The following is a 24,899-nucleotide window of genomic DNA, read 5'->3' on the forward strand; positions in this document are numbered from 1 at the left end:
AACCGTTAGTATTGCATCTGCAAGTACCATGTGTTGCTACAAACATCGGGATTATGCCATCCTTCCTACGATACAAGTATCTATCGCAAGCTAGTTTATGGTTATATCAATAGATATAATTCACTTGCTAGAGGATAAAAATCAAAGAATGTAGCAGCTGCTAGCAGTCATGATTTGTTGACTTTGACTGCGATCGCAATGCTTCCATATTTTTTCTAAAAATGGTGATGATCATGAGTTTTCCAAATATTGGCGTCAGATATCCCCAAGGCCGCACGGCATTTTTGCTCATCCACGGTATTGGTGAACAAAATCCTTATGAAACTGTAGATTTTTTCGCCCAAAATTTGCTCAAATATTTTGACAAACAGGGTTTACCATTCAAGCTAGAACACTTAATTGCCAGACGTAGATTCGCCACTGGTTCTGCTTGGACAGAAAGCTTTGTGAGATTGCATTCAACTGACACTACTCAAGACTGGCTAATTGATATTCATGAATACTATTGGGCAGCTGATACAGCCAATAAAATTAGTGTTCCAGAAATATTGCAGTGGACTGAGCGCACACTTGATGGCACAATCGATTTTTACAGCCGCAAGGAGAATCAACCTCTATTAAATGAACTCCTTGCCAACAAGAAAAAGAAAAGTTTCTTTACATTCCGTCTGCGTTGGCTCGCAATATTCTTACGTTTATTTAACTTAATATATCCACTTTTGCGACTGGTGCTTTGGATAATTCTGTTTTTTATCGGCCCATTTCTCAGTGGTTGGTTTTTGCAGTCAGCATGGAAGCTGAGTAAACAACTTGCCACTCCACCTTTAGTAAATTTTGTTGGTGATATTGCTATTTACAGCATTACCGACCCCAAATCACCTTATCAAAAGATCCGCCAGCAAATTCTTACAGAATCCTTAACTTTACTAAAAGCAATTCTTAAAGATCAGCAAGCAGATTATGACCAAGTAATACTAATGGGGCATTCTCTTGGTAGTTGTATTGCCTATGATACATTAAACCTCCTATGTATTGAAGCAAGTCTTTCCGCAGATCAGGGTAAAAGTTTATTGCTCAGTAAGCTTAAAGGACTAGTTACCTTTGGTTCACCATTAGACAAAATTGCTTTTTTCTTCCGAGAAATGGTACAAGAGGGACAGTATATTAGACAGCGAATTTTAGAACATCTCAATTCCTTACGTGTAAAGCCAAAATTTGCTTTGCAAAGTCCATACTTGACCAACAACCCAGTAGTATATCAACTAGATCAAGTGGATTGGGTCAATTATTACCACTTGAAAGACCCGATTAGCGGTCATTTAGATTACTATGAAAACCTAGATAACGTGGAAATGCAATATCAAGCATCTTGGGGTAATCAAGGACACCAAGGTTATTGGACATCTCCAAGTTTTTACGAAAATATTGCCAATCGCTTTTTGTATGTCTCTAATTAACTGATTTGATAAAGGTAGCAATTATGTCTAAATATGACAAGGTTTTTAACTCACCAAAGACAACAGAAGAATCTTTGAGTCCAGAAGAAGCAGTTGCAGCAATTGCAGTTGTCTCTGCAATTGCTGATTCATCGATAGAAGATGTGGATATAGAAGGTTTAGCTGGTATTCTTTGGGAATTTGAGGTCTTTGAAGAATACTCAGAAGATGAAATAGCAGAAATAGTTGATAGGCTGCTAGGTATTGCGGAAGATGAAGGAATAGGCCCTCTGTTTAATGGTGCTAAAAATGCACTTTCAGATGATTTAGTATTAGATGGTTTTGCCGCTGGGGTAATTGTACTTTTAGACAACGTGGAAGAACTTGCTATTCCTGAACAGAAACAACCTTACCTCAAAAAGTTACAACAAGCCTTGGAAGTTGAGGATGAAGAAGCAGAAGAAATTGTTAAAGAAGTAATCGCTGCTTTTCAAGAAGCAGAAGACGAAGAATTTGCAGACGACGATGAAATCACAGTGTCATTAGACGACTATGGACAACAGGTTTATGAGTCACCTTTAGGTAATTTTGCAGTCCCAATTCCAGTTGACCCTCAGCAAGGTGGTAGAGTTCAAAGCCAAGAAGGGGTTGTCGGTTTTTCTGATGACTTTGGTGTTTTGCTAAGAATCGATTATTATCCTTTTCCTGAAGAACAAATGGAGGAACTAGAATCTGTAGGACAGGAAAATTATTTCCAGTCAATTCTAGTAGAAAAATATGTACCTCAAGCAATTTTTGCTAATGTACCAAATGCTGTTGTCAAGCACACCGAGTATTTGACAGATACCTTAGATGGGGCTTATTACGTATTGGTTGATATGCCCAAAGGTTCAACAATTTCCAAGCAAGAAAATAATGGCACTGCCACGAGATTAGATGCATACCGAGGGCTACTCACCTTTATTAATAGTGACTTTTTGTATATAGTTAGCAGTCAGCGTAGTTTTTTAAATGGTGAGACTCCTGGTACTGTTGAAGAAGAAGCCGAGTACATCAAGGAAAATGTTTTAGGGTTTGTTGATACTATAGAGTTTGCTTAGTTTGGGAATTGGGAATTCATAATGACGCTCGTACCTCGCTCTAAGCGAAGCTATACCGTAGGCTTGACGCTACCGCTACGAAGCGTAAGCGTGTAATTCATAATTATTTATTCTCTCCCTGCCTCCCTTAAGCTAATAATCATTCAAATTGCATCCCCGCGTCCCCACGTCCCCGCGTCCCCGCGTCCCCGCGTCTTTCTGAGGCAAAGGATTATGCAAGTTAAAGGCAGATTAGCTTACCTCCTCATTCTCCAGTCCCCATTCAAAACACAGGTAAACTCAAAATAAACTCTGTTCCTTTACCTAATTCTGATACAACGCTCAGCTTACCATCGTGCTTTTCTTCAATAATTTGCCGAGCAATTGATAATCCTAAACCGGTGCCTTTACCCAATACTTTAGTTGTAAATAATGGCTCAAATAACCTGTGTTTAATTTCCTTGCTCATGCCCACGCCGTTATCGGCAATTAAGATTAATATTGTTGCTGAATCTGCCATTTGAGTTGAGATGCGAATAGTGGGGTTTGGCACGTCTTCTACAGCATCGATCGCATTGGCTAGAATGTTCATAAATACTTGATTCATTAGCCCCGGATAGCAGGCGATTTCGGGTAGCTTACCGTAATTTTTGCTGACTTCAATTTCTGGGCGATCGCCACTTGCTTTCAAACGATGACCTAAAATTAGTAATGTGCTATCTAGCCCATCATGTAAGTTGACAAATATTTTGCTGGATAAATCGCTTCTAGAAAAATTTCGTAATGATGCAGATATTTCTTTAATCCTTTCAGCACTCAATTTCATCGAGTTGAGGATTTTGGGTAAATCTTGTAGAGCAAACTCAATATCACGATCTTCTAAAACTTGCTGAATTTGGGGGATTGGAACTGGATAGTGCTGATGATAAAGACTGATAACCTCTGTTAAACCTGCTATATGTTCATAAGCAGGCATAATATTGCTGACTATACAAGTGATGGGATTGTTGATTTCATGCGCTACTCCAGCTACTAATTGACCAATGGCAGCAAACTTTTCTTGCTGCATTAATTGCATGTGCGTCGTTTGTAACTGAGCAGTACGTTCTGCTACTCTTTGCTCTAATTGCTCATTCCATTGTTGGAGGGTTTTATTTAATTGGCGCATTTGCAATTGCGTTCGGACTCTAGCTAAGATTTCTTCCTCAGCAAATGGCTTGGTAACATAATCTACAGCCCCTAAAGACAAACCTTTAACTTTACTAGCAATATCCGTAGCTGCGGTCATAAAAATTACTGGAATATCCCAGGTTTGGGGATTTGTTTTTAGCCGACGGCAGGTTTCAAAGCCATCAATTCCCGGCATGTGTACGTCTAGTATGATTAATTCGGGATGATCACTATCTTGTTCAAGTTGCTTTAAGGCAGTTTCACCATCAATTTCGATTCGGATTGATAAATCTGCTCCTTGCAGAATTTGTGATAGTACTAAGAGGTTTGTGGGACTATCATCAATAATTAAGATAAAGCCAGAGTTTTTTGGTAAATTTAACATAGGTTGGTAGCGATCGCAATATTATTTTGCTGATAAAATCTCTCAAGATAAAATGAAAGAAATAAAAATATAAGAATATTTAAGAGTATCAATAAATCTTTAAATAAACTCTCTAAATAGATGAAATTTACTGTTGAGATTGATGAAGCAGATTGTTTAATTTTAGAATGCCCACTATTGAGATAAATATAACAAATGCAAAAGCGATCGCCCATGTAGTAGAGACGCCCTATAGAGCATCTCTACAAAATTTTTTAATATATTGATATTAATTAGATATTGCTCTATCTGTTACAGGATAGATTATCTCCTCTAGAGTCTTAAGTAATTCTTGTTCATTATAAGGTTTAGAAAAGTAGGCTCGCGCCCCCAATTGAATTGCAAGTTGCCGGTGTTTATTACTGCTGCGCGAGGTGAGCATCGCAACTGGAATCTTTTTCATGTCCGTATTGGAGTTAACACGGTCTAAAAAGCCATATCCATCAAGGCGAGGCATTTCAATATCACAAATTACTGCTTGGACTTTCAAGCCACTTTGAAGTTTTTCTAAGGCATCTTGACCATCTTTGGCCTGTTCTACTTGATAGCCTCCTTTTTCGAGAGTTAAAGCTAAGAAACGGCGGACATTAATCGAGTCATCCACAATCAAAATTGTGCCTTTCTGATTAACAAGAGGTGCTGGTGCTTTGTCTTCATCAAAATTGAGGAACGCTGTCTTTAATCTTGCTGATGGTAATTGATGATCTTTGGGGGTAAGCTGATTATTAGCTACCCAAGTGAGTAATTCGCTGATATTAACTAGTGCTACAACTCGACCATCACCCATAACTGTGCAGTTACTAAAGCCTTGGGGTAGAGGTATATTGCCCTCAACTTGGCGAATTGCAACTTCTCTCTCACCCCAGCAACGGTCTACTTTTATCGCTACTGGTTGGTTGTTGCTTGTAACTACTAAAACGCTATTAGTATTAATTGCTGGTGGAGTTTCTAACTCTGGGCTATCATAGCGCGGACAATTAAATTCTAGATAGCGACTAAGGTAAATTAGTGGTAGTGTCGCTCCTTGCCAATTGACAATTTCTTTACCTGCTATTGCTGACACTCGCTCGTTCTGCAATAAAAAGATTTCGGCAACAACATCTGTAGGAAATGCCAAAAGCATCTTGTTAATTTCTATTAGGAGAACCCGCGCTACAGAAAGTGTAAACGGTACTGATAGAGTAATGGTAGTGCCAACTCCTAACTCAGTATCAACCTTGATATCGCCGCGAATTAGTCTGAGGTTGTTACGAACCACATCCATTCCCACACCGCGACCAGATAAGGCGGTTACTTGGTCGGAGGTACTAAAACCTGGTTCAAATATGAGTGATAATAGTTCTTCATCACTAGCACTAGCTAATAAAGAAGCATCTAATCCCATAGCTAAAGCCTGGGCACGAATTTTCTCAAGCGAAATTCCTCGGCCATCATCACGCATACTAATCATAGTACGATTACTGCTGTGAGTGGCTGTAATTTCAATCAATCCTTGTTCCGGTTTTCCTAAAGTGCGACGGGTGGTAGGGTCTTCGATACCATGATCAAAAGCATTTCTTAACAGGTGCATTAATGGCTCACTTAAAGCCTCTAAAATGCTGCGTTCAATTAAAGTATTACCACCTTCAATTTTCAGTTGAACATTTTTTCCATATTCGACATTGAGGTCGCGCAATGCTCTAGGAAAACGCTCGATTATATCAGACAGCGGGCGCATCCTAATGTGGTTGAGCTTAGTTTGTAGTTGCTTGGATGTTTTATTAAGTTTGCGAGCAATTTGATCTGTATCTTCAACACTCAGTTGAATATCTGTTGTGACCTCTTGTACTTGTACAATGGTCTCCAGAACTTCTTGCGATCGCAGGTTTAAAGTATCAAATTCATGGTTGCCCTCTAATGTCTCTTGTCTTTGTTTACCTGCGATCGCTGGATTGACAATTTTGCTGTAAGTTGCACGTAGATCTTGATTTTCTCGTTCGAGAGTTTGCACTCTTTGACCAAGACTACGAACGAGTTTATGCAATCTTTCTAGTTGCGAACTTAGCCCATTGCGCTGAACGATCAGCTCTCCAAATAAATCATTGATTTGCTCTAGCTGTTTACTGGGAACTCGGACAGTATTGTCTTGAATATCGCGTTCTTTCCCAACAGTAACTATTTCTCCTTTGCGTTCTACAAAGCGAGAATCTGTAATTGTATTTTCTCTAGCAATTACTGTGTTTAACTCTGGAATACTCAAAACATTGATGTCATCAATCAGATTTGCATTTATCAATGCAAAGTTAGCTGCAATTTTTTCCTCTTCTGGTTCAATTTCCTCAATTACTTCTGGTTGCCAAATCTGAGGTAAAAATTCTGTTTGTGCTATTGACAACGGCTCAGATTGAGTGTAGCTGTTGGGAACATAAACACTTTCGCTTAACTCAATTTTTGTTGGTAGACTATCCAATTGGTTGGTGAGTACCAAAGCTTGCGATCGCCGCCATGCTTGCAATGCTAATTGAGCAATTTCTAAAACGCGATCAGGGTTAGCAGTTTCTGAGTAGCCTGTGATGGACTCACAAAGCTGGGTAAAAGCAGCCAATTGCAGCATTTCTCCTAAACCACCCAATTCTGCCGCCATCATCACAATTTCTTCTTGTAAGGAAGGATATGCCTTATCTGCTAACAGAGATTCTAAGCGCTGCAAACATACCTCAACCTCGGTTTCAAAGAGCAAGGGGATGATGTCTTGCCCGTCTTCCGGCGATAGCATGGTGGTGGCGTCCTCTGGGCTAGGATCGCCTAAACGCTCATGCAACTCATCAAAAATTGGGTAACAAAAGGTTGCTAACCATTGTTCTTCAACGGCATTCCCCCCTGAGAGCAAGTCTACAATCTGCCGCAGCCAGTCAACCCCAGATAATAATAAACTTTGTAGCTGAGTATCAATTTCTAAAGAATTTTTGCGAGTCTTTAAAACTTTAAAAGAATCTTCCAATCGATGGGCTAAATCACTTAGCGCACGATATCCCATCATCCCCGCACCACCTTTAATTGAATGTGCGGCTCGAAGTGCAGCATTTATTTTTTCTAAATCGATGCGGTTACTGGTGTCGATTTCTAATAATACTCCTTCTAGGGTATTTAGATAATCAGTTGCTTCTTCCAGAAATTGCATCTGTATTTCTAGTTCTTTATCCTGTGACATGATTTTTTATTTAGTCATTTTTTATTCACGCAGAGGCAAGGTAGCGCGGTCTTGGGGTCTCCCCCATGAGCGACTGCCGCGCAGAGGCGCAGAGAAAGAGTTGGAATTTTATGAGCTTTATAAGGAGCTAGAAAAATATTTCTTCTCTGTTTTTAAGGACAAATTTAACTAACTTTGAATGTTTCCACAGTTTCTTGCAATTGGTGAGAAATTTCTACGGTTTGTTGTAAAGATTTGGAAACTAGGCGTGAAGAATCGCTAGTGCGTTGTGATACGGCAGCAATATCTTTCATTAGTTGACTGACGGTTTGTGATGTTTCTACTTGAGATGTTGTGGCAGCGGAAATCGACTGGACTAAGGTGTCAATTTGACGCGATACGTCTAAAATTTGACTCAGATTTTGTTTGGCTTCTTCTACTATTAAGGTGCCTTCTACGACTTGGGTGGTTCCTACCTCCATTGCTTGTACGACTTCGCTAGTTTCTCGTTGGATGTTCTCAACGATTTGTTCAATTTCTTGGGTGGCGGCGGCGCTACGCACTGCTAGTTCGCCTACTTCTTCGGCAACTACGGCAAAACCTTGCCCTTCTTCACCTGCACGTGCTGCTTCAATACCGGCGTTGATGGCTAGTAAGTTGGTTTGGATGGCGATTTGATTAATTAAAGATACCACACGAGAAATTTGTTGCGATGATTCACCTAAACGTTTGACTTTTTTGGTGGTTTCGTCAACTGTTTCCCGTAAGGAAAGGATGTTGTGTACTGTTAAGTCCATTGCTTGTCCACTTTTTGTGGCGGTGTGGGCTGCGTGGTTGGCAATGGTGGCAGCAGTTTGGGCACTTTCGGCTACGGCTTGGATAGACTGCTTCATATCGTCAACGGCGTTCAGGGTACGGTTGATTTCGGCGGCTTGGGTGAGTGCTTCGTCTGCTAGCTGGCGAATAGCCCCTTCATTAAAATCGACGGCACTATTAACTTGGTTGGCAGCTTGTTGTACTTGGGTGACGATATCCCGCAGGCTTTCTACAATTGAGTTGAAAAAGTCCGCTACAGTACCTATTTCCCCAGCGGTGACATCTGCACGCACTGTCAAATCACCCCTGGCTGCACCTTCTACAGCGTTGAGCAAATCGGAGAGTTGTAGGTGTAGCGCTTGTTTTTGTTCCCACTCTTCTTCAATGTCATGTTCGGTATGATGATTTCTGGCTTTTTCTAACTTCTCTAATAGTTGGGCTTGTTCTAAGGCATAACCAATTTGATTAGCTATCTGTTGTAATAGGTTAATTTCTGATTTTTGCCAAATCCGAGGGGTTTCGCAATGATGGACAATCAGTAAACCCAAGAGTTTTTCTTGGACAATAATCGGTGCAATTAAATTACTTTTGACGGCAAATCTTTCTAGGAGTTGAGTGTAAGCATCTGCATTTTTTAAGCTGTGGTCTTGATAAATATTATTGATTACTTGTACTTGTCTATTTTTATAAGTTTCTAGATGCTGTTCACGAAAATAGGGGTCATCAATATACAATCCAATCATTTGCGGCCAAGCATCAGCTATCGATTCAGCAACAATGTTACCATCCCAAGTGTGTTGATTAAATTTATAAATAATTACTCGGTCTGTTTTTAACGCTTGCCGTATTTCTTGAGCTGCTGTTTGATATATATAGTCTGCTGTGATGATGCAGCGAATTTTGAGGGTAATATCTGCAATGAGTTTGGTTGCTTCCGCATCCATTTTTTGCTCTTTAACTAAAAATTGCGATCGCTCGGCTATTTGGTTAATATTGGCGTTCAATACTCCTAATTCATCTGCTGTTTCTACCAGAAGGGGAGTACTATTAAATTCGCCTTGAATAACTGCTGTCAAGGCTGCATTAGCATTCAAAATTGGTTGTACAATCCGTTTAGCCAACCACACTGCGATCGCACTCACAATACCTGCTGTTAGTACTGTGCCGATAACTATCATCCATGACAGCTGTCTTTGCGGTTCAAAGGCAACTACTGTATCTGTAGATAGAAGTACTTGCCAGTTGAGGTTTGGTAATCCTTCTAATTTTTGAGATGGTACATAGCTGAGCAATTCTTGCTTTTGCTGTGTTTTTTGCACTGTTGTGACGCTATCTATTTTTTTTGCTGCTAGCAGTTTTGCTAAACCAGGATACTCTGCTTTGGCTTCTTTATTTACCAACGTTTTTTGGGAACTGAGCAAAACTTTTCCAGCAGCATTTAGTAAATGATATTGCTGTTTATTGGCTACATAATTCTTAATTGCTTCATCCAAATATTTGATGGGCATACTTGTTCTCATCACGCCAATAGTATTACCTGTGACTACATCTTTCACAGGTGCAGCGATGTAGATATTCAATAACCCTGTATTGCTTGCAGTTTCTGGTTGACTAATAATAGTCATCTCTTTTTTAAGAGCGTCTTGAAAATAACTACTGTCTTTGAGGTGATCTAGAGTTTCGCCTGTAGATTGAACAATTAAGTCACCTTCAATATCGAAGACAGCAATATTATCATAAACTTTATAAGCCTCAACTAAGCGATCTAGCACTGCTTGTTTTTCTTTTTTGGTTGTGCTTGCTCTCAGTTGCAGATTTGTCAAAAATGGTAGATTTGCTAGTGTTTGAATATCGCTATATCGTCCTAGCATGAAACGGTTTACTTGCTCGCTGACATCAGTGGCTACTGTTTGCTGAGATTGAATAATTTGCTTAGACATCGATTTGCTCCCCAAACCATAAGCGATCGCACCTATTGTCACTACTGGTATTGTACCAATTGCGATCGCCAAAATTACCGCCTTCGTTCCCAAGCTGAGCTTTTTAAAATAGGCTACTACATTATTGGGGAAAGAATTATTCACATTTTCAGGATTAGCCTGAAGTTGTACTACATGATCAGTGAGTTTTTGAGACGCAATAAACGCTGCTCCATTCTGAACATTTTTACTATTAGTCATGTCAGTTTTATTAAACATAAAATACTCCTCTATAAAAAGTGAATCAGCACACTAAAAATACTTGATTTTAGTAGTCAAACCTCATCACTACGGAGAATAGAAGACTGAGCGATCGCTTGTGCATCTAATACCAAAAATATTTCTTTTTCTTGCACAACGCAACCACGTAAATAGGGAACTAAACTAGATTCCACTTGTCCGATAGGCGAGTGAATATCTTCCGGTATAAACTTAGTTGTACCTTTAATCTCTTGCACAACTAAACCCAAAAGTAGTGACTCTACCCGGACAATAATCACATTATATTGTCGCAGCCGATTATCAAAAGATTCTAAATTAAACATTCTTGGTAAATCAACTAGCCAAATTATCCGACTGCGCCAATTCATTAACCCTAAAATACAAGTGGTCATATTTGGCATTGCAGTAACAGATTCAACAGGTAAAATAACCGCTTCTTGTGTATGCTTCATTGCCAAAACAGCAGCAGTCTGTTGATTTAGTTGAAATTTAAGATAACCATCTCCTAAATTATTATGATTTTGTGGCTTGGAAGCCAATTTCACTTTTGAACTATTCATTGATTCAAATCACTACAGATTTAATAGTACGCAAAAGATGATCGCGAGTATAAGGTTTAGTGATATATGCATCAGCACCTTGTCTCCTCGCCCACAAACGGTCAATTTCTTGGTTTTTGGAACTACAAATTATAATTGGTACTTTCTCAGTAATTGGATTTTTTCTTAAGGAACGACATAACTCAAATCCACTCATTCCCGGCATGACAACATCAGTCACAATCACATCAGGCTTTTGTGATGTAGCCTTTTCTAACGCTTCTTTTGCACCAGTAGCCTTAATGACATTGTAACCACTCTCTTTGAGATAATGACTCATCAGTTCTAGTTCACTGGGAGAATCTTCTACAATCAGAATTGTGCCAAGCAAAGTCAGGCTCACTATCACATCTCCTAAAAATAAAAACAAGGTTATAAAACTGACTAATTTTTATTTGTTCTTACTAAATCAACCAATGTGTTTAAACACTATCTTGAGTAATTCTGATTGTGTAAAAGGCTTGGTTAAATAGCCTGATGATCTAACAATCTTAGCCTTAGCTCTGTCGATAAATCCTGTTCTGCCAGTCACCATAATAATGGGTGTATTCTTAAAAGCTGAATGCCTCCTTAATAAAGAACATAGTTCGTAACCATCTAAGCTTGGCATCTCAACATCTAGTAAAATCAAATCCGGCTTGCTTCGCAAAATTTGCATTAAAGCTTTCACCGGATCGTTGATCATGACAACCGAAAATGTGTTTTCATCCAAAAAATGCTTAATAGAATTTAATACTGTTTGACTATCATCAATACAGGCAATCGTGTATGTAGTTTTATTGATAGGTAGCTGATTATTTCTATGATTTCTATCTTCAGCAATCTCAAAATTGATTTTTTTGGACGTTTGCGACTGAATTTGAGTCGGCTTTGCTGTTGGCAAAACCTGAGAAACTCCATTAGCAGGAATTGATGACTTGATATTTTGCCGATTTCGTAACTGCTTCTGGCAATATTCAACTATTAACCGCAAATCCAAATGACAGAACTTTGGTAATCCATTCAAAGAATCTTCAGGATCAAAATCATAACTGCCTTCTTTTAAGCACAGAAATGATTCCAGTACTTCTTTAGCTAATTCGTCTATGAGGTTTGCTGCTTGCACAGAGGTAATATATTCTTGACTCACTAACCAGCAAATAGCTTGATAGTCTACATTTGGTATTGACTGATGTTCATTTTTCGTTTCAAACATCAGCCGCATTTGCACGCGAGTGGTGTTGTTGAGAGAGGGAATTTGTTGACTTAAGCGGCGCAAGTGACTATCAAGCCGCTCAAACAATTTATCTGAGTAAGAGGCATAAGTAAGCTTACCATCCTCTAGATAGATTGACCAAGAAACTGTTCCTGTAAATACTCTTAAGCTACCTGTAGCATGGCGACTAGTTAACTGTGCCAATAGAGATAGCGGATGTAGTTTCTGGAACAACCTGTAGCTACCTATAGGAGTTGTACTCATTTTGCTTTTGCTTGGGCTAAATTCGATACGTTTAAACTAAGTTTTTACAGAGAGCTTTGTTGCACAATTGAAATCAAATAACAGGTAGAACGCTTGTGTATTGTAAAATACAACGTTTTAATTTTGGTTTGCGGTAAAACCTGACATTAATGGCGTTATCCTGCGATTTAATCATCTCAGTTCAGGCGTAACTACTTATAATTTTTGTTACTTGTACTGAGATGAAAGACATTTTTACAGAATAAACTTCAAAAATGTCAAGGCCAGATGAAGCTACTGTCCATTGAGTAGCCCTAATCTGACTACAGGAATAATACTGGTTTTATTGACAGCAATATATTTTCATCTCAGTGTTTATATTTACGTAAATATTTATCTTTAACTTAGATAAGATCTGACAAAATTAACGTATAAATACTTAAAAAATATCTCAGTTACGATGATAAATTTTCTGAGTTATTGCTAGTACAGATATTTATTTGATGATTGATACAGCGACAATCTATCTAACTTCAAAGTAATTGGTGATTATTAAACAGTATTATTTAATACATTGTACAATTTATACATAATAGCGATAATTGTTAAACGCTCTAATTCAATCACAGCCTTTACTCTGGCATTGAAGATATTAAATATCTAGTATATATATGTAACTTAAATAGGATTAATTATACTTAATCAAAATGTTTGTAATTTCTTGGGGTAGTTACATCATGTCCAGTAAACGGGCAGAGTACATCTTGAGATAAATTACTCCACAAGCCACATAATACGTTTAAAGCTTGATGCTGATGCGATCGCCTATATACCGCGTTACATTCTCAAAAAAATAGAGACATTGCACTGCAACGTCTCCATAAAGTGCGGATGAAAGGACTTGAACCTTCACTCCTTGCGGAACTAGAACCTAAATCTAGCGCGTCTGCCAATTCCGCCACATCCGCGTTATTTAACTACACTAGTATAACAGATTTTTTGGGGAATGGGGAACCAAAAGGAAGCGGGAACACGGAGAAACTTTCATTTACACTCACCGTGTCCCCGCGTCTCCCTCTGTTTGCGTCTTCCCTCGGTCACTGAGCGAAGTCGAAGTGCATCTCCCTCAAACCACAGCCACGCGCGGCAGACGATGCTTGAAGCCGCAGAGAATTTCCCAAGAAATAGTGTCTAGTTTTTCTGCCCAATCATCGGCGGAAATTTTTTCTTTTCCCTGTTCCCCCAGCAAAGTGACAACTTCTCCTTCTTGAATATCAGGGATAGAACTCACATCCAGCATTAACTGATCCATTGTAATTGTGCCAATTTGCGGTACTCGCTGACCGCGAATTAACACTTGTATTTTGTTGGAGAGATTGCGAGGTACACCGTCCGCGTAACCGATGCCAACGACGGCGAGGCGCAGTTCGCACGGGGCAATAAATTGATGTCCGTAGCTAACACCCGTTTTTGGGGCAATTGTTTTTACCTGCGTAACTCGTGCTTTTACTTGCAAAACAGGCTTGAGGTCGATCGCATTTTGTAAATGAGGTGCTGGGTAAAGTCCATAAACAGCTAAACCGACTCGTACAATATCGTAATGTAGGGCTGGATCTGCCAGAGTTGCTGCTGAGTTTGCCAAGTGCAAGCAAGGTGGTTCAATACCCACTGCTCTAATTTGAGCGATCGCTTCCTCAAATCGTCTATGCTGTTCTTGCATGACCGTGGCATCGGCACTATCTGCCGTTGCTAGATGCGAATAAATACTAGCAATGTGCAGGTGCGGTAAACGCTGAACTAACTGTACAAACTCCGCTGCTTGCTGCCAATTGGTGCCTAAGCGAGACATTCCCGTATCTAATTTGATGTGTACAGGTATAGGTGAACTATAGTTAATCGCTTCTAAGGTATTAGAAAATACTAAAGCTTGCTTAGGACTGCACAGCGTTGGTTGGAGTTGCCAGTGAGCGATCGCATGAATTTGCTCTGGTGTATGGGTAGCCCCTAAAATCAAAATTGGAGCTTTAATCCCCCCTTCCCGCAACTGGATAGCCTCTGGAACCGTAGCTACTCCCAACCAACTAGCCCCAGATTGTAGCGCTGTTTGGGCAACTGTTACCGCCCCATGCCCATAAGCATCAGCTTTCACTACCGCCATTAGCTGAGTGCGTGGCGATAAAAATTTCACCAATTGTTGCACATTGTACGCCAAAGCCTCTAAATCAATTTCTACCCAAGCCCGTTGCGAAAACCACGCGTAAGTGTCGCACTGCTGATCAAAAGCAACACTGGGGCTTTGCTTGCGACTTAACATTTGTCCTGACTCCTATCACACCACCAACAGACTATCTATTATCCACGCACAAGAGAGCAAGGGGGAATGAGGGAGATGAGGGAGTAATTTTCCCCGCGTCCCCATTACCCCTAATCCCCACTCCCTCCGGGAGCGGGGGCCCCGAGTTCCCCATTCCCCATCCTCCAGACTATCTCGGAAGTATAATTTATTCTCATCTGCCAAGCAGAGTATATTTGTGTTAATATATGTAAAACTAATACCTTGAGCGTTAATCAATGGGGAAGGTTTTAGTATTAAACGCCTCTTACGAACCGCTCAACATAACAAGCTGGCGTCGCGCTGCGGTTTTGTTGATCAAAGGCAAAGCAGAACGCGTTGAACACAATGGGAAGTTCCTTTACGCGGATTTTCCGTTGCCAACCGTAATTAGGTTGCGTCATTATGTACGCGTTCCCTACAAGGAAATTCCTCTTACCCGTCGGAATATATTGCATCGCGACGGTCACGCTTGTCAATACTGCGGTTATGCAGGAGACGAGTTGACTTTAGACCATGTAATACCGCGATCGCGTGGCGGGGGTGATACCTGGGAAAATATAGTTACAGCTTGTGTGCGTTGCAATGTTAAAAAAGGTAGTCGCACACCTCACGAAGCTCATATGCTTTTGCGTCACCCTCCCCGTCAACCTTACAGCAGTCTCTATTTTGAGGTTAGTAAACATCTCAAGAGTGGATTGCATCAAGAGTGGCAAAAATATGTTATAGGTTTATGACAACTTAACACACTTATCTGCATAAGTATCAAGGGTCTGTGCTTATTCTTTTCTGGGGCAAATGCGCTGTGTCCGCAAAAATGACCTCAGATAAGCTAATCTGCCTTTAACTTGCATAATCCTTTGCCTCAGAAAGACGCAAAGAGAAGTTGCGTGCGGGGGTTCCCCCCGTTGAGCAAACTTCGGAGGACGCGCTTAAGGGGAGACGCGGGGATGCAATTTGAATGATTATTAGCTTAAAGACTACGTATTTTACCTATAACAACTACATATGATGTAAGTTCAGCCAAAAGCTTGTCTAGCAGACGGGAGCTTTTAATATTGCTGAAAGCTTGAGCGCATCAACAATTACTTAATTCTTGTAACTCTACGAGCGCAGCTTAGTATTGCTAATCGATTATTGTTTGCTACTAAAAAAATATATTTGTACGTATTTTCTCGTAGTTTGTTTTAGAAATCAAATCAAATTCCGATATTTTCACTCCTAACTCATAACTTCTGTTTGTTACATTTCTTGTATTTATCTCAAAAGAGCTATTATCGCTTATCTACCGATTGAATGAGGCTATTAGCTGTCATTTAAATCACTAAGTTTGAAGTTGTCTATATACTCTAAGACTGATAAATATTAAAACTCAACCATACTCGTCTTAGTTGAGTTGAGAAAAAGACGAGTGATAATTGTTAGTTTTTAGCAGTTGACAGTTAATAGTCACCAGCTATATGCAATATTTCACAAATCATTTAGGATCTATATAGGGATCCTATTTGATTTTTGAAAAAAACTCAGTATTCTTGTACTCTATTTTCTCGATGTACGCAAGTAAGTTCAAAAATCAGAATGGACTGCTACATATCAGTTCTCAATCAAAATCTTCCAAAAGGATAAAAATTGTATGTAATGTTGCTTGATCTATTCCCCAATACCAAGTTTTTTTTCAGTCTTTGTATAGACTTTCACAATATTTTAGCTAATTGCTGAGTGCTGTCGTTGACAAAAAATATACTCAAATATATAGTGCAACGTCTTAATATTTTTGCAAAGATCGTATTGTGGGCTAAATCAGTAAATTGCTAGTTGTAGTATTACTTCATAACTCAATAGAGTTGCACGTTTGAGACAAGTTTTCCTATGCACTTAAACCCTCCTGTTACTCAGTTAAAAACTTTGTCATTGACTACAGAACCGAATCCAGAAGACGCTGAAATAGACAAAGAGCCAACAGAACTTGCACTTACTCGTCCGTCCTTACCCCTATCAACGGGTGAAGGGGGTGTCTATTCAGTACAGCGTGGTAACTCTTTGGCAAATCAGAAAGCAGAAGAGTTGCAACAAACTCTTCTAGCGCATCGGCATGAGCGTCAGTTATTAATTCTGCAAGACTTTCCTGATCCTGATGCTTTATCTTCTGCTTGGGCTTATCAATTAATTGCTCAGCAATACGATATCAAATGTGAAATTATCTATGCTGGGACTTTGAGCCACCAAGAAAATATTGCTTTGGTGAAGCTGACAAATTTACCTGTCCAGCGATGGACATTACAAAACTTAAAAAGCAAAGACCTATCATCATATCAAGGTTTTGTATTAATTGATAATCAGGGAACTACTTCTCAGCTCTTATCAGCAATACAGCAAGCAGGAATTCCACTGGTAGCGCTCATCGATCATCACAGTTTACAGGGGGAACTCAAAGCAGAGTTTGTAGATGTTCGTCCTTATGTACGAGCGACAGCAACAATTTTTACACAGTATCTTCAGACTGGACTTTTGACTTTAGATAGCAGCATTAGCCAACATGTTAAATGTGCTACTGCCTTAATGCACGGCTTGCGATCGGATACAAATCGGCTCATGCAAGCGCAAGAAGAGGATTTCATGGCAGCGGCGTATCTGAGCCGATTTTATGATGCACAACTGCTGAATGCAATTTTACAGGCGAATCGTTCTAAACGGGTAATGGATGTGATCGAGCGATCGCTCAAAAATCGCATCGTGCAAAACAACTTTTCCATTGCCGGCGTTGGTTACTTGCGCTACGATGACCGAGATGCTATTCCCCAAGCTGCTGACTTCCTCGTCACCGAAGAAAACGTCCATACCGCAGTAGTTTATGGTATCGTTCACGACGAAGATGAAGAACTAGAAATAGTCATCGGCTCCCTGAGAACCACCAAACTTACCCTAGATCCCGACGAATTTATTAAAGAAGCTTTTGGACAAGACAGCACAGGACGCTTTTTTGGTGGTGGACGAACCAGTGCAGGCGGCTTTGAAATTCCTATGGGTTTCCTATCTGGCAGCAACGAAAATTCTGCGTATGCAAAAATGAAATGGGAAGTATTTGATTCTCAAATTAAGCAAAAACTACTGAGGTTGGTGAATCCTAAAGATAACCCAATTCAGTCAGAGTAAGAGAGATACTCGGTGCGTTAGGACTAAAGTCCATAACGCACCCTACTAAAAATAATCCCCAGTTCCTAGTCCCTAGTTCATAACACCCTTGATATCAACATCTCAATCTTGCTCAGGAGGAGGATCGTGAAATCTAGAGAACTCCAAATGTTACAAACCCTGTATGAGCAAGATTTTTATGCTTGGATACAGCAAACCGCAGAGCTTTTACAATCGCATCAGTGGGACGCGCTGGATTTAGAACACTTAATTGAGGAAATGGTGGACTTGGGTAAAAGTCAACAGCGAGCGTTGCAGAGTGCATTACGGTTAGTATTGTCACATTTGTTGAAATGGAAATATCAACCCGAACGTCGTACCCACAATTGGCAAGTAACTATTACCCGTGAACGACTGAATATAGATGAATTGCTGCAAGAAAGTCCCAGCTTGCACCGTTTTTTAAATGATGGACAGTGGATTAATACTACTTATCAAAGAGCGCGACGAGAGACCATGGTGGAAACTGGTTTATTGGAGGAAAATTTTGCGATCGCCTGTCCTTTTTCTGTCGATGAGATACTAGACTTAGACTTTTATCCTCATGAATAGCTTAAATGAAATCGAACTCGCTGTTAGTCAACTTTTACCAGAAATACTCGCCTACTAAGTGATATCCAAGAACTGGCTGACCGATTTTTACGAAGCGGAATTAGAGGCTGAAGAAGTTATCTTAAAAGATGAGAGCGATCGCTAATTTTCGTAACTCCTAACTCAGCACTCAAGAATCAAGTTATGGAACTGTATCTAATTCGTCATGGCATTGCCGAAGAAAGAGAAAATGGAATTAAAGATGAAGAACGCAGACTAACCAAAGAGGGGCGACAAAAAACAGAGAAAGTAGTCCAAAAACTTGTCAAACTGGGTCTAAAATTTGATTTAATTCTTACTAGTCCCTTAGTGCGTGCCCGCCAAACGGCTGAAATTTTAGTAGAAACTGGTCTAAGTTCCCATTTGGAAGAATCAAACTACCTCGCCCCTGATGGTCAAATTTCTCATTGGCTTAGAGACTGGTTAGAACCAAAAAATTATTCACCAAATACCCAACTGGCACTGGTTGGACATGAGCCTGGTTTAACAAATTGGGCAGAAATTTTGCTTTGGGGAGAAATTAAAGCAGGTTTAGTCTTGAAAAAAGCAGGTATGATTGGGATAAAACTACCAGAAACAGGCTCGCCTCTGGGTTGCAGTCAAATGTTTTGGTTGACACCACCCAAGTACTTGCTGTAACAGTTTTGCAACATTTCGCAAAGAATTGTTGTGAGAAAGACTACTGTTATGGCAACAACAATTTCTGGTAAGTTAGCGTGATCAGATATTTCAGAAAGTAAATGGTGTTGCCATGATGGTGTGCGAATACAAGCCTGGTCTAGAAGGCATTCCCGCCGCTCAATCGAGTATCAGTTATGTTGATGGGCAAAAGGGAATACTAGAATATCGTGGCCTCCGAATTGAGGAGTTAGCAGAAAAAAGTACATTCTTAGAAACTGCTTATCTCTTAATCTGGGGTGAATTGCCAAGCAGGGAAGAACTCGAAGCATTTGAGCATGAAGTTCGGCATCATAGGCGAATCAAATATCGCATCCGGGACATGATGAAATGCTTTCCCGAAAGCGGACATCCAATGGATGCTCTACAAGCCTCAGCAGCTGCTTTAGGCTTATTTTATTCGCGCCGTGATTTACATAACCCCGTTTACATTCGGGATTCTGTGGTGCGGTTGATAGCAACCATTCCCACAATGGTAGCAGCATTCCAGTTAATGCGGAAAGGCAATGACCCAGTGCGCCCTCGCGATGACTTAGACTATTCTGCTAATTTCTTGTACATGCTCAATGAGCAAGAACCAGATCCTCTAGCGGCGAGAATTTTTGATATCTGCTTGATACTTCACGTCGAACATACAATGAATGCTTCCACCTTCAGTGCGAGGGTGACAGCTTCTACCTTGACAGACCCCTACGCCGTAGTTGCAAGTGCTGTTGGAACTTTAGGCGGGCCTTTGCATGGTGGAGCCAATGAAGAAGTGATTCAGATGTTGGAAGAAATTGGTTCTGTGGACAATGTACGCTCTTACGTGGAAGATTTGCTGCAACGCAAATCTAAGATTATGGGCTTTGGGCATCGTGTTTACAAAGTCAAAGACCCACGAGCCACAATTTTGCAGAGGTTAGCAGAACAGCTGTTTGCTAAGTTTGGGCAAGACAAGTTTTATGACATTGCTCAAGAAATGGAACGAGTAGTTGAAGAAAAACTCGGTTCTAAAGGGATCTATCCTAATGTTGACTTTTATTCAGGTTTGGTGTACAGAAAGATGGGCATACCCACAGACTTATTTACACCAATATTTGCGATCGCACGTGTTGCTGGTTGGCTAGCCCACTGGAAAGAACAGCTAGCAGAAAACCGGATTTTCCGTCCCACCCAGATTTACAACGGTCGTCACGAAATTTCTTATACCCCTATTGATCTGCGTTAGACAATTTTGGGGACTGGGGAAGAGGACGCGGGGACGCGGGGACGCGGGGATGGGGGGATGGGGGGACGCGGGGACACGGGGACGTGGGGACGCGGGGAAAATTTCTTCCTCATCTCCCAATTCCCCATTACCCCTATTCGCCAGCTGTATCCTCCAGGAGTGGGGGCCCCAAGTTCCTCATTTCCAATTCCAATGCTGACCATAAGTAGAACTTCTCATAACGCTTCAGAGGGCAAAAACCATCCAACGATATACTAGGCATGGGAATTAGTAACAAAACTTCAAGGGTTGCAGCAAGTAGTCCCTAACTAATCCTTGGATATGGTTGAGGAAAAACGCTGCTTTGAGACTGTGGACTAAGGCTTGGGAATTAAAGATTGGAATCACAAAAATTCTTTCCCAGTCACGCCAGTTCGCTCAACGGAGGACACCTCCGCACGCGACTGGCTCCCCAGTCCCCAGTCCCCAGTCCCCAGTCCCCAGCTCACCATGACTCGATGACTTAAAGAGTGGAAACATGAATTCAGGAATTGACCTCCAAGGAACTTTTATTGAATCCCTTAAGGATTTAGGAATACCCCCAGGAACAGCCAAAGCGATTTGGATGCCACTGCCAATGATACTGATGCTAATTGGCGCAACAGTCGGGGTGCTGGTCTGTGTTTGGCTAGAACGGAAGATTTCAGCGGCAGCACAGCAACGAATTGGCCCTGAGTATATTGGGCCTTTAGGACTACTGGCTCCGGTGGCGGATGGTTTGAAGTTGGTATTTAAGGAAGACATTGTACCGGCTAAAGCTGACCCCTTGCTATTTACCCTCGGCCCGATTATTGTCGTGTTGCCGGTGTTTCTGTCCTATTTAATCGTCCCCTTTGGACAGAATATTATCATCACCAACGTGGGGATGGGGATTTTCTTGTGGATTGCATTGTCTAGCATTCAGCCGATTGGCTTGTTAATGGCTGGCTATGCATCTAATAATAAGTACTCCCTCTTAGGAGGCTTGCGAGCAGCAGCACAGTCGATTAGTTACGAAATTCCTTTAGCGCTGAGTGTGCTGGCGATCGCTATGATGTCAAATAGCCTCAGTACCGTTGATATTGTCAATCAACAATCCGGCTATGGCATCCTTGGGTGGAACATTTGGCGGCAACCAGTCGGCTTTATCATCTTTTGGATATCCGCTTTGGCTGAGTGCGAACGATTACCTTTTGACTTGCCCGAAGCTGAAGAGGAAATAGTCGCAGGCTATCAAACTGAGTATTCAGGGATGAAATTCGCCCTATTTTATCTAAGTTCCTACGTCAACCTCGTACTTTCTGCTCTTTTAGTAGCAGTTTTATACCTGGGTGGTTGGGATTTTCCGATTCCCCTTAGCGTCGTAGCTAGCTGGCTAGGAGTCAGTGAAGCCAACCCCGTATTACAAGTAGTTGGTGCCTCTCTGGGCATCACCATGACCCTACTCAAAGCTTATTTTCTAGTATTTCTCGCCATCCTGTTGCGCTGGACAGTACCACGGGTCAGAATTGACCAACTATTAGATTTAGGATGGAAGTTTTTGTTACCAGTAGGTTTGGTAAATCTCCTCCTCACCGCAGCCCTCAAACTAGCTTTTCCCGTCGCCTTTGGTGGTTAGTCAACAGTCAACACTCAACAATCAACAGTCAATATTTTGAACTGTGGACTAATGACAAATGACAAAAAAGAGAGAGACACAAAAAATGCTCAAATTCCTCAAGCAAGTTGGCGATTACGCCAAAGAAGCAGTTCAAGCCGGTCGTTACATCGGTCAGGGTTTGTCTGTCACCTTTGACCACATGCGGCGGCGTCCAGTCACCGTCCAGTACCCTTACGAAAAATTGATTCCTGGTGAACGGTTTCGCGGTAGGATTCACTTTGAGTTTGATAAGTGCATCTCCTGTGAAGTCTGTGTTCGCGTTTGTCCAATTAATTTGCCTGTAGTAGATTGGGAATTCGACAAAGCCAGCAAAAAGAAAAAGCTCAACCACTACAGCATTGATTTTGGAGTTTGTATCTTCTGCGGTAACTGCGTGGAATATTGCCCAACTAACTGTCTATCAATGACAGAAGAGTATGAGCTTTCCACTTACGATCGCCATGAATTGAACTATGACAGCGTAGCACTAGGTCGTCTCCCCTACAAGGTGACAGATGATCCAATGGTGACACCATTACGTGAACTAGTTTACCTGCCCAAAGGCGTCCTCGACCCCCATGGCTTACCAGCAGATGCCCCTCGTGTAGGTGCAAATCCTAAAGACCTTATAGAAACAGAAAAATAAATTGTCATTTGTCATTTGTCCTCTGTCTTTTGTTAATGACTAATGACCAATGACCAATGACTCATGACCAATAACTGAGGGCAAAAAATAGTGAATCTTGCGGAAGGAGTACAGATTGTTTCGTTTGGCATCCTAGCTGCCATGATGATTGGATCAGCTATTGGTGTGGTGCTATTCTCCAGTATTGTTTATTCTGCTTTTATGCTAGGTGGTGTGTTCATCAGCATAGCGGGGATGTATCTGTTGCTCAATGGTGATTTTGTAGCAGCAGCCCAAGTACTAATTTATGTTGGAGCGGTAAACGTGCTAATCTTGTTTGCCATTATGTTGGTAAACAAACGCCAAGATTTTGCACCATTTCCTAGCGCCTGGTTAAGGAAAGTACTAACAGGTGTAGTTAGTCTGGGGTTATTTGGTCTTTTGAGTACGATGGTGTTAGCAACCCCTTGGGCGTACTCAACTACTCCTGTAGCCGGTCTAGCTGGTCAAAGTTCCATAGTTGTGATTGGTGAACATTTCTTCACTGACTTTTTACTGCCTTTTGAATTGGCTTCTATTTTGCTGCTCATGGCGATGGTAGGAGCAATTATTTTGGCGCGTCGTGAATACTTGCCAGAACCAACTTCAACTTCTGAACTGCCGCAAACCGTATTAACTTTGCCAGAACGCCCCAGAGAACTGGCAGCGGTAAAAACTGGCAGTGGTTCAAGCGATGATGATAGCTATCGTGGTGGTTCGCGTCGAGACTAGGGAATTGGGAATGGGGAATTGGGAATTGGCAAAAGTTTTTCTAACACCTAATTTCGATTGCTCATACCAATATCTAAGCCTCTGTGCAGTTTTTGATAACTGATACTTCGACTCCACTCAGTACAACTAACTCATAACTGAATAACTGACAACTGACTCATGCAACTTCAGTACTTTTTATTACTAGCAGCCGCTTTGTTCTGCATTGGGATCTATGGGCTAATTACTAGCCGTAACGCCGTGCGGGTGTTAATGTCGATTGAATTGCTGCTGAATGCTGTTAATCTGAATTTAATGGCATTTTCCAACTTCCTTGACTCAACATTAATTAAGGGTCAGGTTTTCACTGTATTTGTGATTACTGTGGCAGCTGCTGAGGCGGCGGTAGGTTTGGCGATTGTGCTAGCTATTTATCGCAATCGCGATACCGTCGATATGGAGCAGTTTAATCTCCTGAAGTGGTAACAGTGCGTGCAACTCAAGCAGGTAATCATTGCTTATAAGGCGCGAGATGCCCAGAGTAAAAGCTGGGCAGAACTCTGTGCTAAACAACTAGAAAATCGTTCTTGCCAAGTGCTGATGGGGCCTAGCGGGCCAAAAGATAACCCTTATCCAGTGTTTTTGGCATCAGCAGGTCAACCTATCGATCTGGCTTTGGTACTTGGTGGTGATGGTACTGTTTTAACTAGTGCCAGACATTTAGCCCCGGCTGGTATCCCCATTCTAGGAGTGAATGTGGGAGGACATCTGGGGTTTTTAACTGAGTCTGTGGAAGAGTTTCAAGATACGGAAAAGATTTGGGATCGGCTGTTGGAGGATCGTTATGCTGTCCAACGCCGGATGATGTTACAAGCGGCGGTGTATGAGGGTCATCGCACAAATTTAGAACCTGTGACGGAACGTTACCTCGCCTTGAATGAGTTTTGCGTTAAACCTGCATCTGCCGACCGGATGATTACCTCAATTCTCGAAATGGAAATTGATGGTGAGGTAGTCGATCAATATGTAGGAGACGGGTTGATTATTTCCACTCCCACAGGTTCTACAGGTTACACCGTTTCTGCTAATGGCCCAATCATGCACGATGGCATGGAGGCGATTACCATCACTCCCATTTGTCCAATGAGTCTTTCTAGCCGTCCCTTGGTTTTACCCCCTGGTTCTGTTGTGAGTGTTTGGCCTTTGGGAGATTACGATTTGAGTACCAAGTTGTGGACGGATGGAGTATTAGCTACTTCAATTTGGCCAGGACACCGTGTTGATGTGCGGATGGCAGATTGTCGGGCGAAGTTTATTATTTTGCGGGAGAACAATTCTTACTATCAAACACTACGAGAAAAGTTGTTGTGGGCAGGTACTAGGGTTCGCTACAGCAATAATCATCGTAATTGATTTGGATAGGCTAGAAAAGGCGATCGCAAAGCGAAATCATCTCAGCCCCCGGCTACATCTGGGGGCTTTCTTTTTAAAGGGAACAGGCTTGAAAGTTTCTTAGTGTTTGGCTTTGATGC

The 24,899-nt window shown here is 41.3% G+C and carries 19 protein-coding genes and 1 tRNA gene; 12 read left to right on the forward strand and 8 right to left on the reverse strand.

Annotation, left to right across the window (positions count from 1 at the left end; genetic code table 11):
- The first annotated feature begins 233 nt into the window (after positions 1–233).
- Both AC5JMF_RS31400 and AC5JMF_RS31405 read left to right on the forward strand, forming a co-directional pair.
- Positions 234–1,457 carry a hypothetical protein gene (locus tag AC5JMF_RS31400; protein ID WP_495799622.1) on the forward strand — a complete coding sequence of 408 codons (1,224 nt, stop codon included), beginning with the start codon at positions 234–236 and terminating at the stop codon, positions 1,455–1,457.
- 23 nt (positions 1,458–1,480) lie between these two features.
- Positions 1,481–2,536: a tellurite resistance TerB family protein gene (locus AC5JMF_RS31405; protein WP_495799623.1), complete on the forward strand. Its 1,056-nt coding sequence runs from the start codon at positions 1,481–1,483 to the stop codon at positions 2,534–2,536.
- Between the two features lie 262 nt (positions 2,537–2,798).
- Here the strand turns inward: AC5JMF_RS31405 and AC5JMF_RS31410 are convergent, their stop codons facing one another.
- From AC5JMF_RS31410 to alr, 8 genes are all read right to left on the reverse strand, one after another.
- Positions 2,799–4,070 (reverse strand): sensor histidine kinase, encoded by a 1,272-nt coding sequence (locus tag AC5JMF_RS31410; protein WP_495799624.1) that lies wholly within the window; start codon positions 4,068–4,070, stop codon positions 2,799–2,801.
- A gap of 268 nt (positions 4,071–4,338) precedes the next feature.
- Positions 4,339–7,299 carry a hybrid sensor histidine kinase/response regulator gene (locus AC5JMF_RS31415; protein ID WP_495799625.1) on the reverse strand — a complete coding sequence of 987 codons (2,961 nt, stop codon included), beginning with the start codon at positions 7,297–7,299 and terminating at the stop codon, positions 4,339–4,341.
- A gap of 164 nt (positions 7,300–7,463) precedes the next feature.
- A complete protein-coding gene (locus AC5JMF_RS31420) occupies positions 7,464–10,292 on the reverse strand; it encodes a methyl-accepting chemotaxis protein (protein WP_495799626.1) in 2,829 nt (942 codons plus the stop codon).
- Positions 10,293–10,348: 56 nt separating this feature from the next.
- Complete coding sequence (locus AC5JMF_RS31425) at positions 10,349–10,855, reverse strand: chemotaxis protein CheW (protein WP_495799627.1); 507 nt, start codon at positions 10,853–10,855, stop codon at positions 10,349–10,351.
- Between the two features lie 4 nt (positions 10,856–10,859).
- A complete protein-coding gene (locus AC5JMF_RS31430) occupies positions 10,860–11,237 on the reverse strand; it encodes a response regulator transcription factor (RefSeq protein ID WP_495799628.1) in 378 nt (125 codons plus the stop codon).
- A 66-nt stretch (positions 11,238–11,303) separates the two neighbouring features.
- On the reverse strand, positions 11,304–12,353 hold the full coding sequence (locus tag AC5JMF_RS31435) for a response regulator (protein ID WP_495799629.1): 1,050 nt from the start codon (positions 12,351–12,353) through the stop codon (positions 11,304–11,306).
- 865 nt (positions 12,354–13,218) lie between these two features.
- A tRNA-Leu gene (locus tag AC5JMF_RS31440) sits at positions 13,219–13,300 on the reverse strand.
- Between the two features lie 158 nt (positions 13,301–13,458).
- Positions 13,459–14,646, reverse strand: a complete 1,188-nt coding sequence (gene alr, locus AC5JMF_RS31445) for an alanine racemase (protein WP_495799630.1) — start codon at positions 14,644–14,646, stop codon at positions 13,459–13,461.
- A gap of 257 nt (positions 14,647–14,903) precedes the next feature.
- Between alr and AC5JMF_RS31450 the strand changes: the two genes are divergently transcribed.
- The 10 genes from AC5JMF_RS31450 to AC5JMF_RS31495 all read left to right on the forward strand — a co-directional run bounded on the left by AC5JMF_RS31450 (position 14,904) and on the right by AC5JMF_RS31495 (position 24,780).
- The gene (locus AC5JMF_RS31450) at positions 14,904–15,401 is read left to right on the forward strand and encodes an HNH endonuclease (RefSeq protein WP_495799631.1); all 498 of its coding nucleotides are present in this window, start codon (positions 14,904–14,906) and stop codon (positions 15,399–15,401) included.
- 1,132 nt (positions 15,402–16,533) lie between these two features.
- On the forward strand, positions 16,534–17,817 hold the full coding sequence (locus AC5JMF_RS31455; protein ID WP_495799632.1) for a DHH family phosphoesterase: 1,284 nt from the start codon (positions 16,534–16,536) through the stop codon (positions 17,815–17,817).
- A 126-nt stretch (positions 17,818–17,943) separates the two neighbouring features.
- The gene (locus AC5JMF_RS31460; RefSeq protein ID WP_495799633.1) at positions 17,944–18,408 is read left to right on the forward strand and encodes a DUF29 domain-containing protein; all 465 of its coding nucleotides are present in this window, start codon (positions 17,944–17,946) and stop codon (positions 18,406–18,408) included.
- A gap of 183 nt (positions 18,409–18,591) precedes the next feature.
- Positions 18,592–19,086, forward strand: a complete 495-nt coding sequence (sixA, locus tag AC5JMF_RS31465) for a phosphohistidine phosphatase SixA (protein ID WP_495799634.1) — start codon at positions 18,592–18,594, stop codon at positions 19,084–19,086.
- Positions 19,087–19,198: 112 nt separating this feature from the next.
- Positions 19,199–20,335: a citrate synthase gene (locus AC5JMF_RS31470; RefSeq protein WP_495799635.1), complete on the forward strand. Its 1,137-nt coding sequence runs from the start codon at positions 19,199–19,201 to the stop codon at positions 20,333–20,335.
- Between the two features lie 517 nt (positions 20,336–20,852).
- Positions 20,853–21,971, forward strand: a complete 1,119-nt coding sequence (nuoH, locus tag AC5JMF_RS31475; RefSeq protein WP_495799636.1) for an NADH-quinone oxidoreductase subunit NuoH — start codon at positions 20,853–20,855, stop codon at positions 21,969–21,971.
- Positions 21,972–22,056: 85 nt separating this feature from the next.
- Positions 22,057–22,638 carry an NAD(P)H-quinone oxidoreductase subunit I gene (gene ndhI / locus AC5JMF_RS31480; protein ID WP_495799663.1) on the forward strand — a complete coding sequence of 194 codons (582 nt, stop codon included), beginning with the start codon at positions 22,057–22,059 and terminating at the stop codon, positions 22,636–22,638.
- 90 nt (positions 22,639–22,728) lie between these two features.
- Positions 22,729–23,388, forward strand: coding sequence for an NADH-quinone oxidoreductase subunit J (locus AC5JMF_RS31485; protein WP_495799637.1), 660 nt, complete (start codon positions 22,729–22,731; stop codon positions 23,386–23,388).
- A gap of 159 nt (positions 23,389–23,547) precedes the next feature.
- Positions 23,548–23,853, forward strand: a complete 306-nt coding sequence (gene nuoK / locus AC5JMF_RS31490) for an NADH-quinone oxidoreductase subunit NuoK (RefSeq protein ID WP_006199065.1) — start codon at positions 23,548–23,550, stop codon at positions 23,851–23,853.
- A gap of 6 nt (positions 23,854–23,859) precedes the next feature.
- The gene (locus AC5JMF_RS31495; RefSeq protein WP_495799638.1) at positions 23,860–24,780 is read left to right on the forward strand and encodes an NAD(+) kinase; all 921 of its coding nucleotides are present in this window, start codon (positions 23,860–23,862) and stop codon (positions 24,778–24,780) included.
- Positions 24,781–24,899 lie beyond the last annotated feature (119 nt).

This window comes from Desmonostoc vinosum, assembly GCF_059505385.1.

Bases quoted from the DNA above. Each gene is read 5' to 3' on its own strand.
- AC5JMF_RS31400 (WP_495799622.1), top strand. From the start codon at position 234: ATGAGTTTTCCAAATATTGGCGTCAGATATCCCCAAGGCCGCACGGCA.
- AC5JMF_RS31405 (WP_495799623.1), top strand. From the start codon at position 1,481: ATGTCTAAATATGACAAGGTTTTTAACTCACCAAAGACAACAGAAGAA.
- AC5JMF_RS31410 (WP_495799624.1), bottom strand. From the start codon at position 4,070: ATGTTAAATTTACCAAAAAACTCTGGCTTTATCTTAATTATTGATGAT.
- AC5JMF_RS31415 (WP_495799625.1), bottom strand. From the start codon at position 7,299: ATGTCACAGGATAAAGAACTAGAAATACAGATGCAATTTCTGGAAGAA.
- AC5JMF_RS31420 (WP_495799626.1), bottom strand. From the start codon at position 10,292: ATGTTTAATAAAACTGACATGACTAATAGTAAAAATGTTCAGAATGGA.
- AC5JMF_RS31425 (WP_495799627.1), bottom strand. From the start codon at position 10,855: ATGAATAGTTCAAAAGTGAAATTGGCTTCCAAGCCACAAAATCATAAT.
- AC5JMF_RS31435 (WP_495799629.1), bottom strand. From the start codon at position 12,353: ATGAGTACAACTCCTATAGGTAGCTACAGGTTGTTCCAGAAACTACAT.
- alr (WP_495799630.1), bottom strand. From the start codon at position 14,646: ATGTTAAGTCGCAAGCAAAGCCCCAGTGTTGCTTTTGATCAGCAGTGC.
- AC5JMF_RS31450 (WP_495799631.1), top strand. From the start codon at position 14,904: ATGGGGAAGGTTTTAGTATTAAACGCCTCTTACGAACCGCTCAACATA.
- AC5JMF_RS31455 (WP_495799632.1), top strand. From the start codon at position 16,534: ATGCACTTAAACCCTCCTGTTACTCAGTTAAAAACTTTGTCATTGACT.
- sixA (WP_495799634.1), top strand. From the start codon at position 18,592: ATGGAACTGTATCTAATTCGTCATGGCATTGCCGAAGAAAGAGAAAAT.
- AC5JMF_RS31470 (WP_495799635.1), top strand. From the start codon at position 19,199: ATGATGGTGTGCGAATACAAGCCTGGTCTAGAAGGCATTCCCGCCGCT.
- nuoH (WP_495799636.1), top strand. From the start codon at position 20,853: ATGAATTCAGGAATTGACCTCCAAGGAACTTTTATTGAATCCCTTAAG.
- ndhI (WP_495799663.1), top strand. From the start codon at position 22,057: ATGCTCAAATTCCTCAAGCAAGTTGGCGATTACGCCAAAGAAGCAGTT.
- nuoK (WP_006199065.1), top strand. From the start codon at position 23,548: ATGCAACTTCAGTACTTTTTATTACTAGCAGCCGCTTTGTTCTGCATT.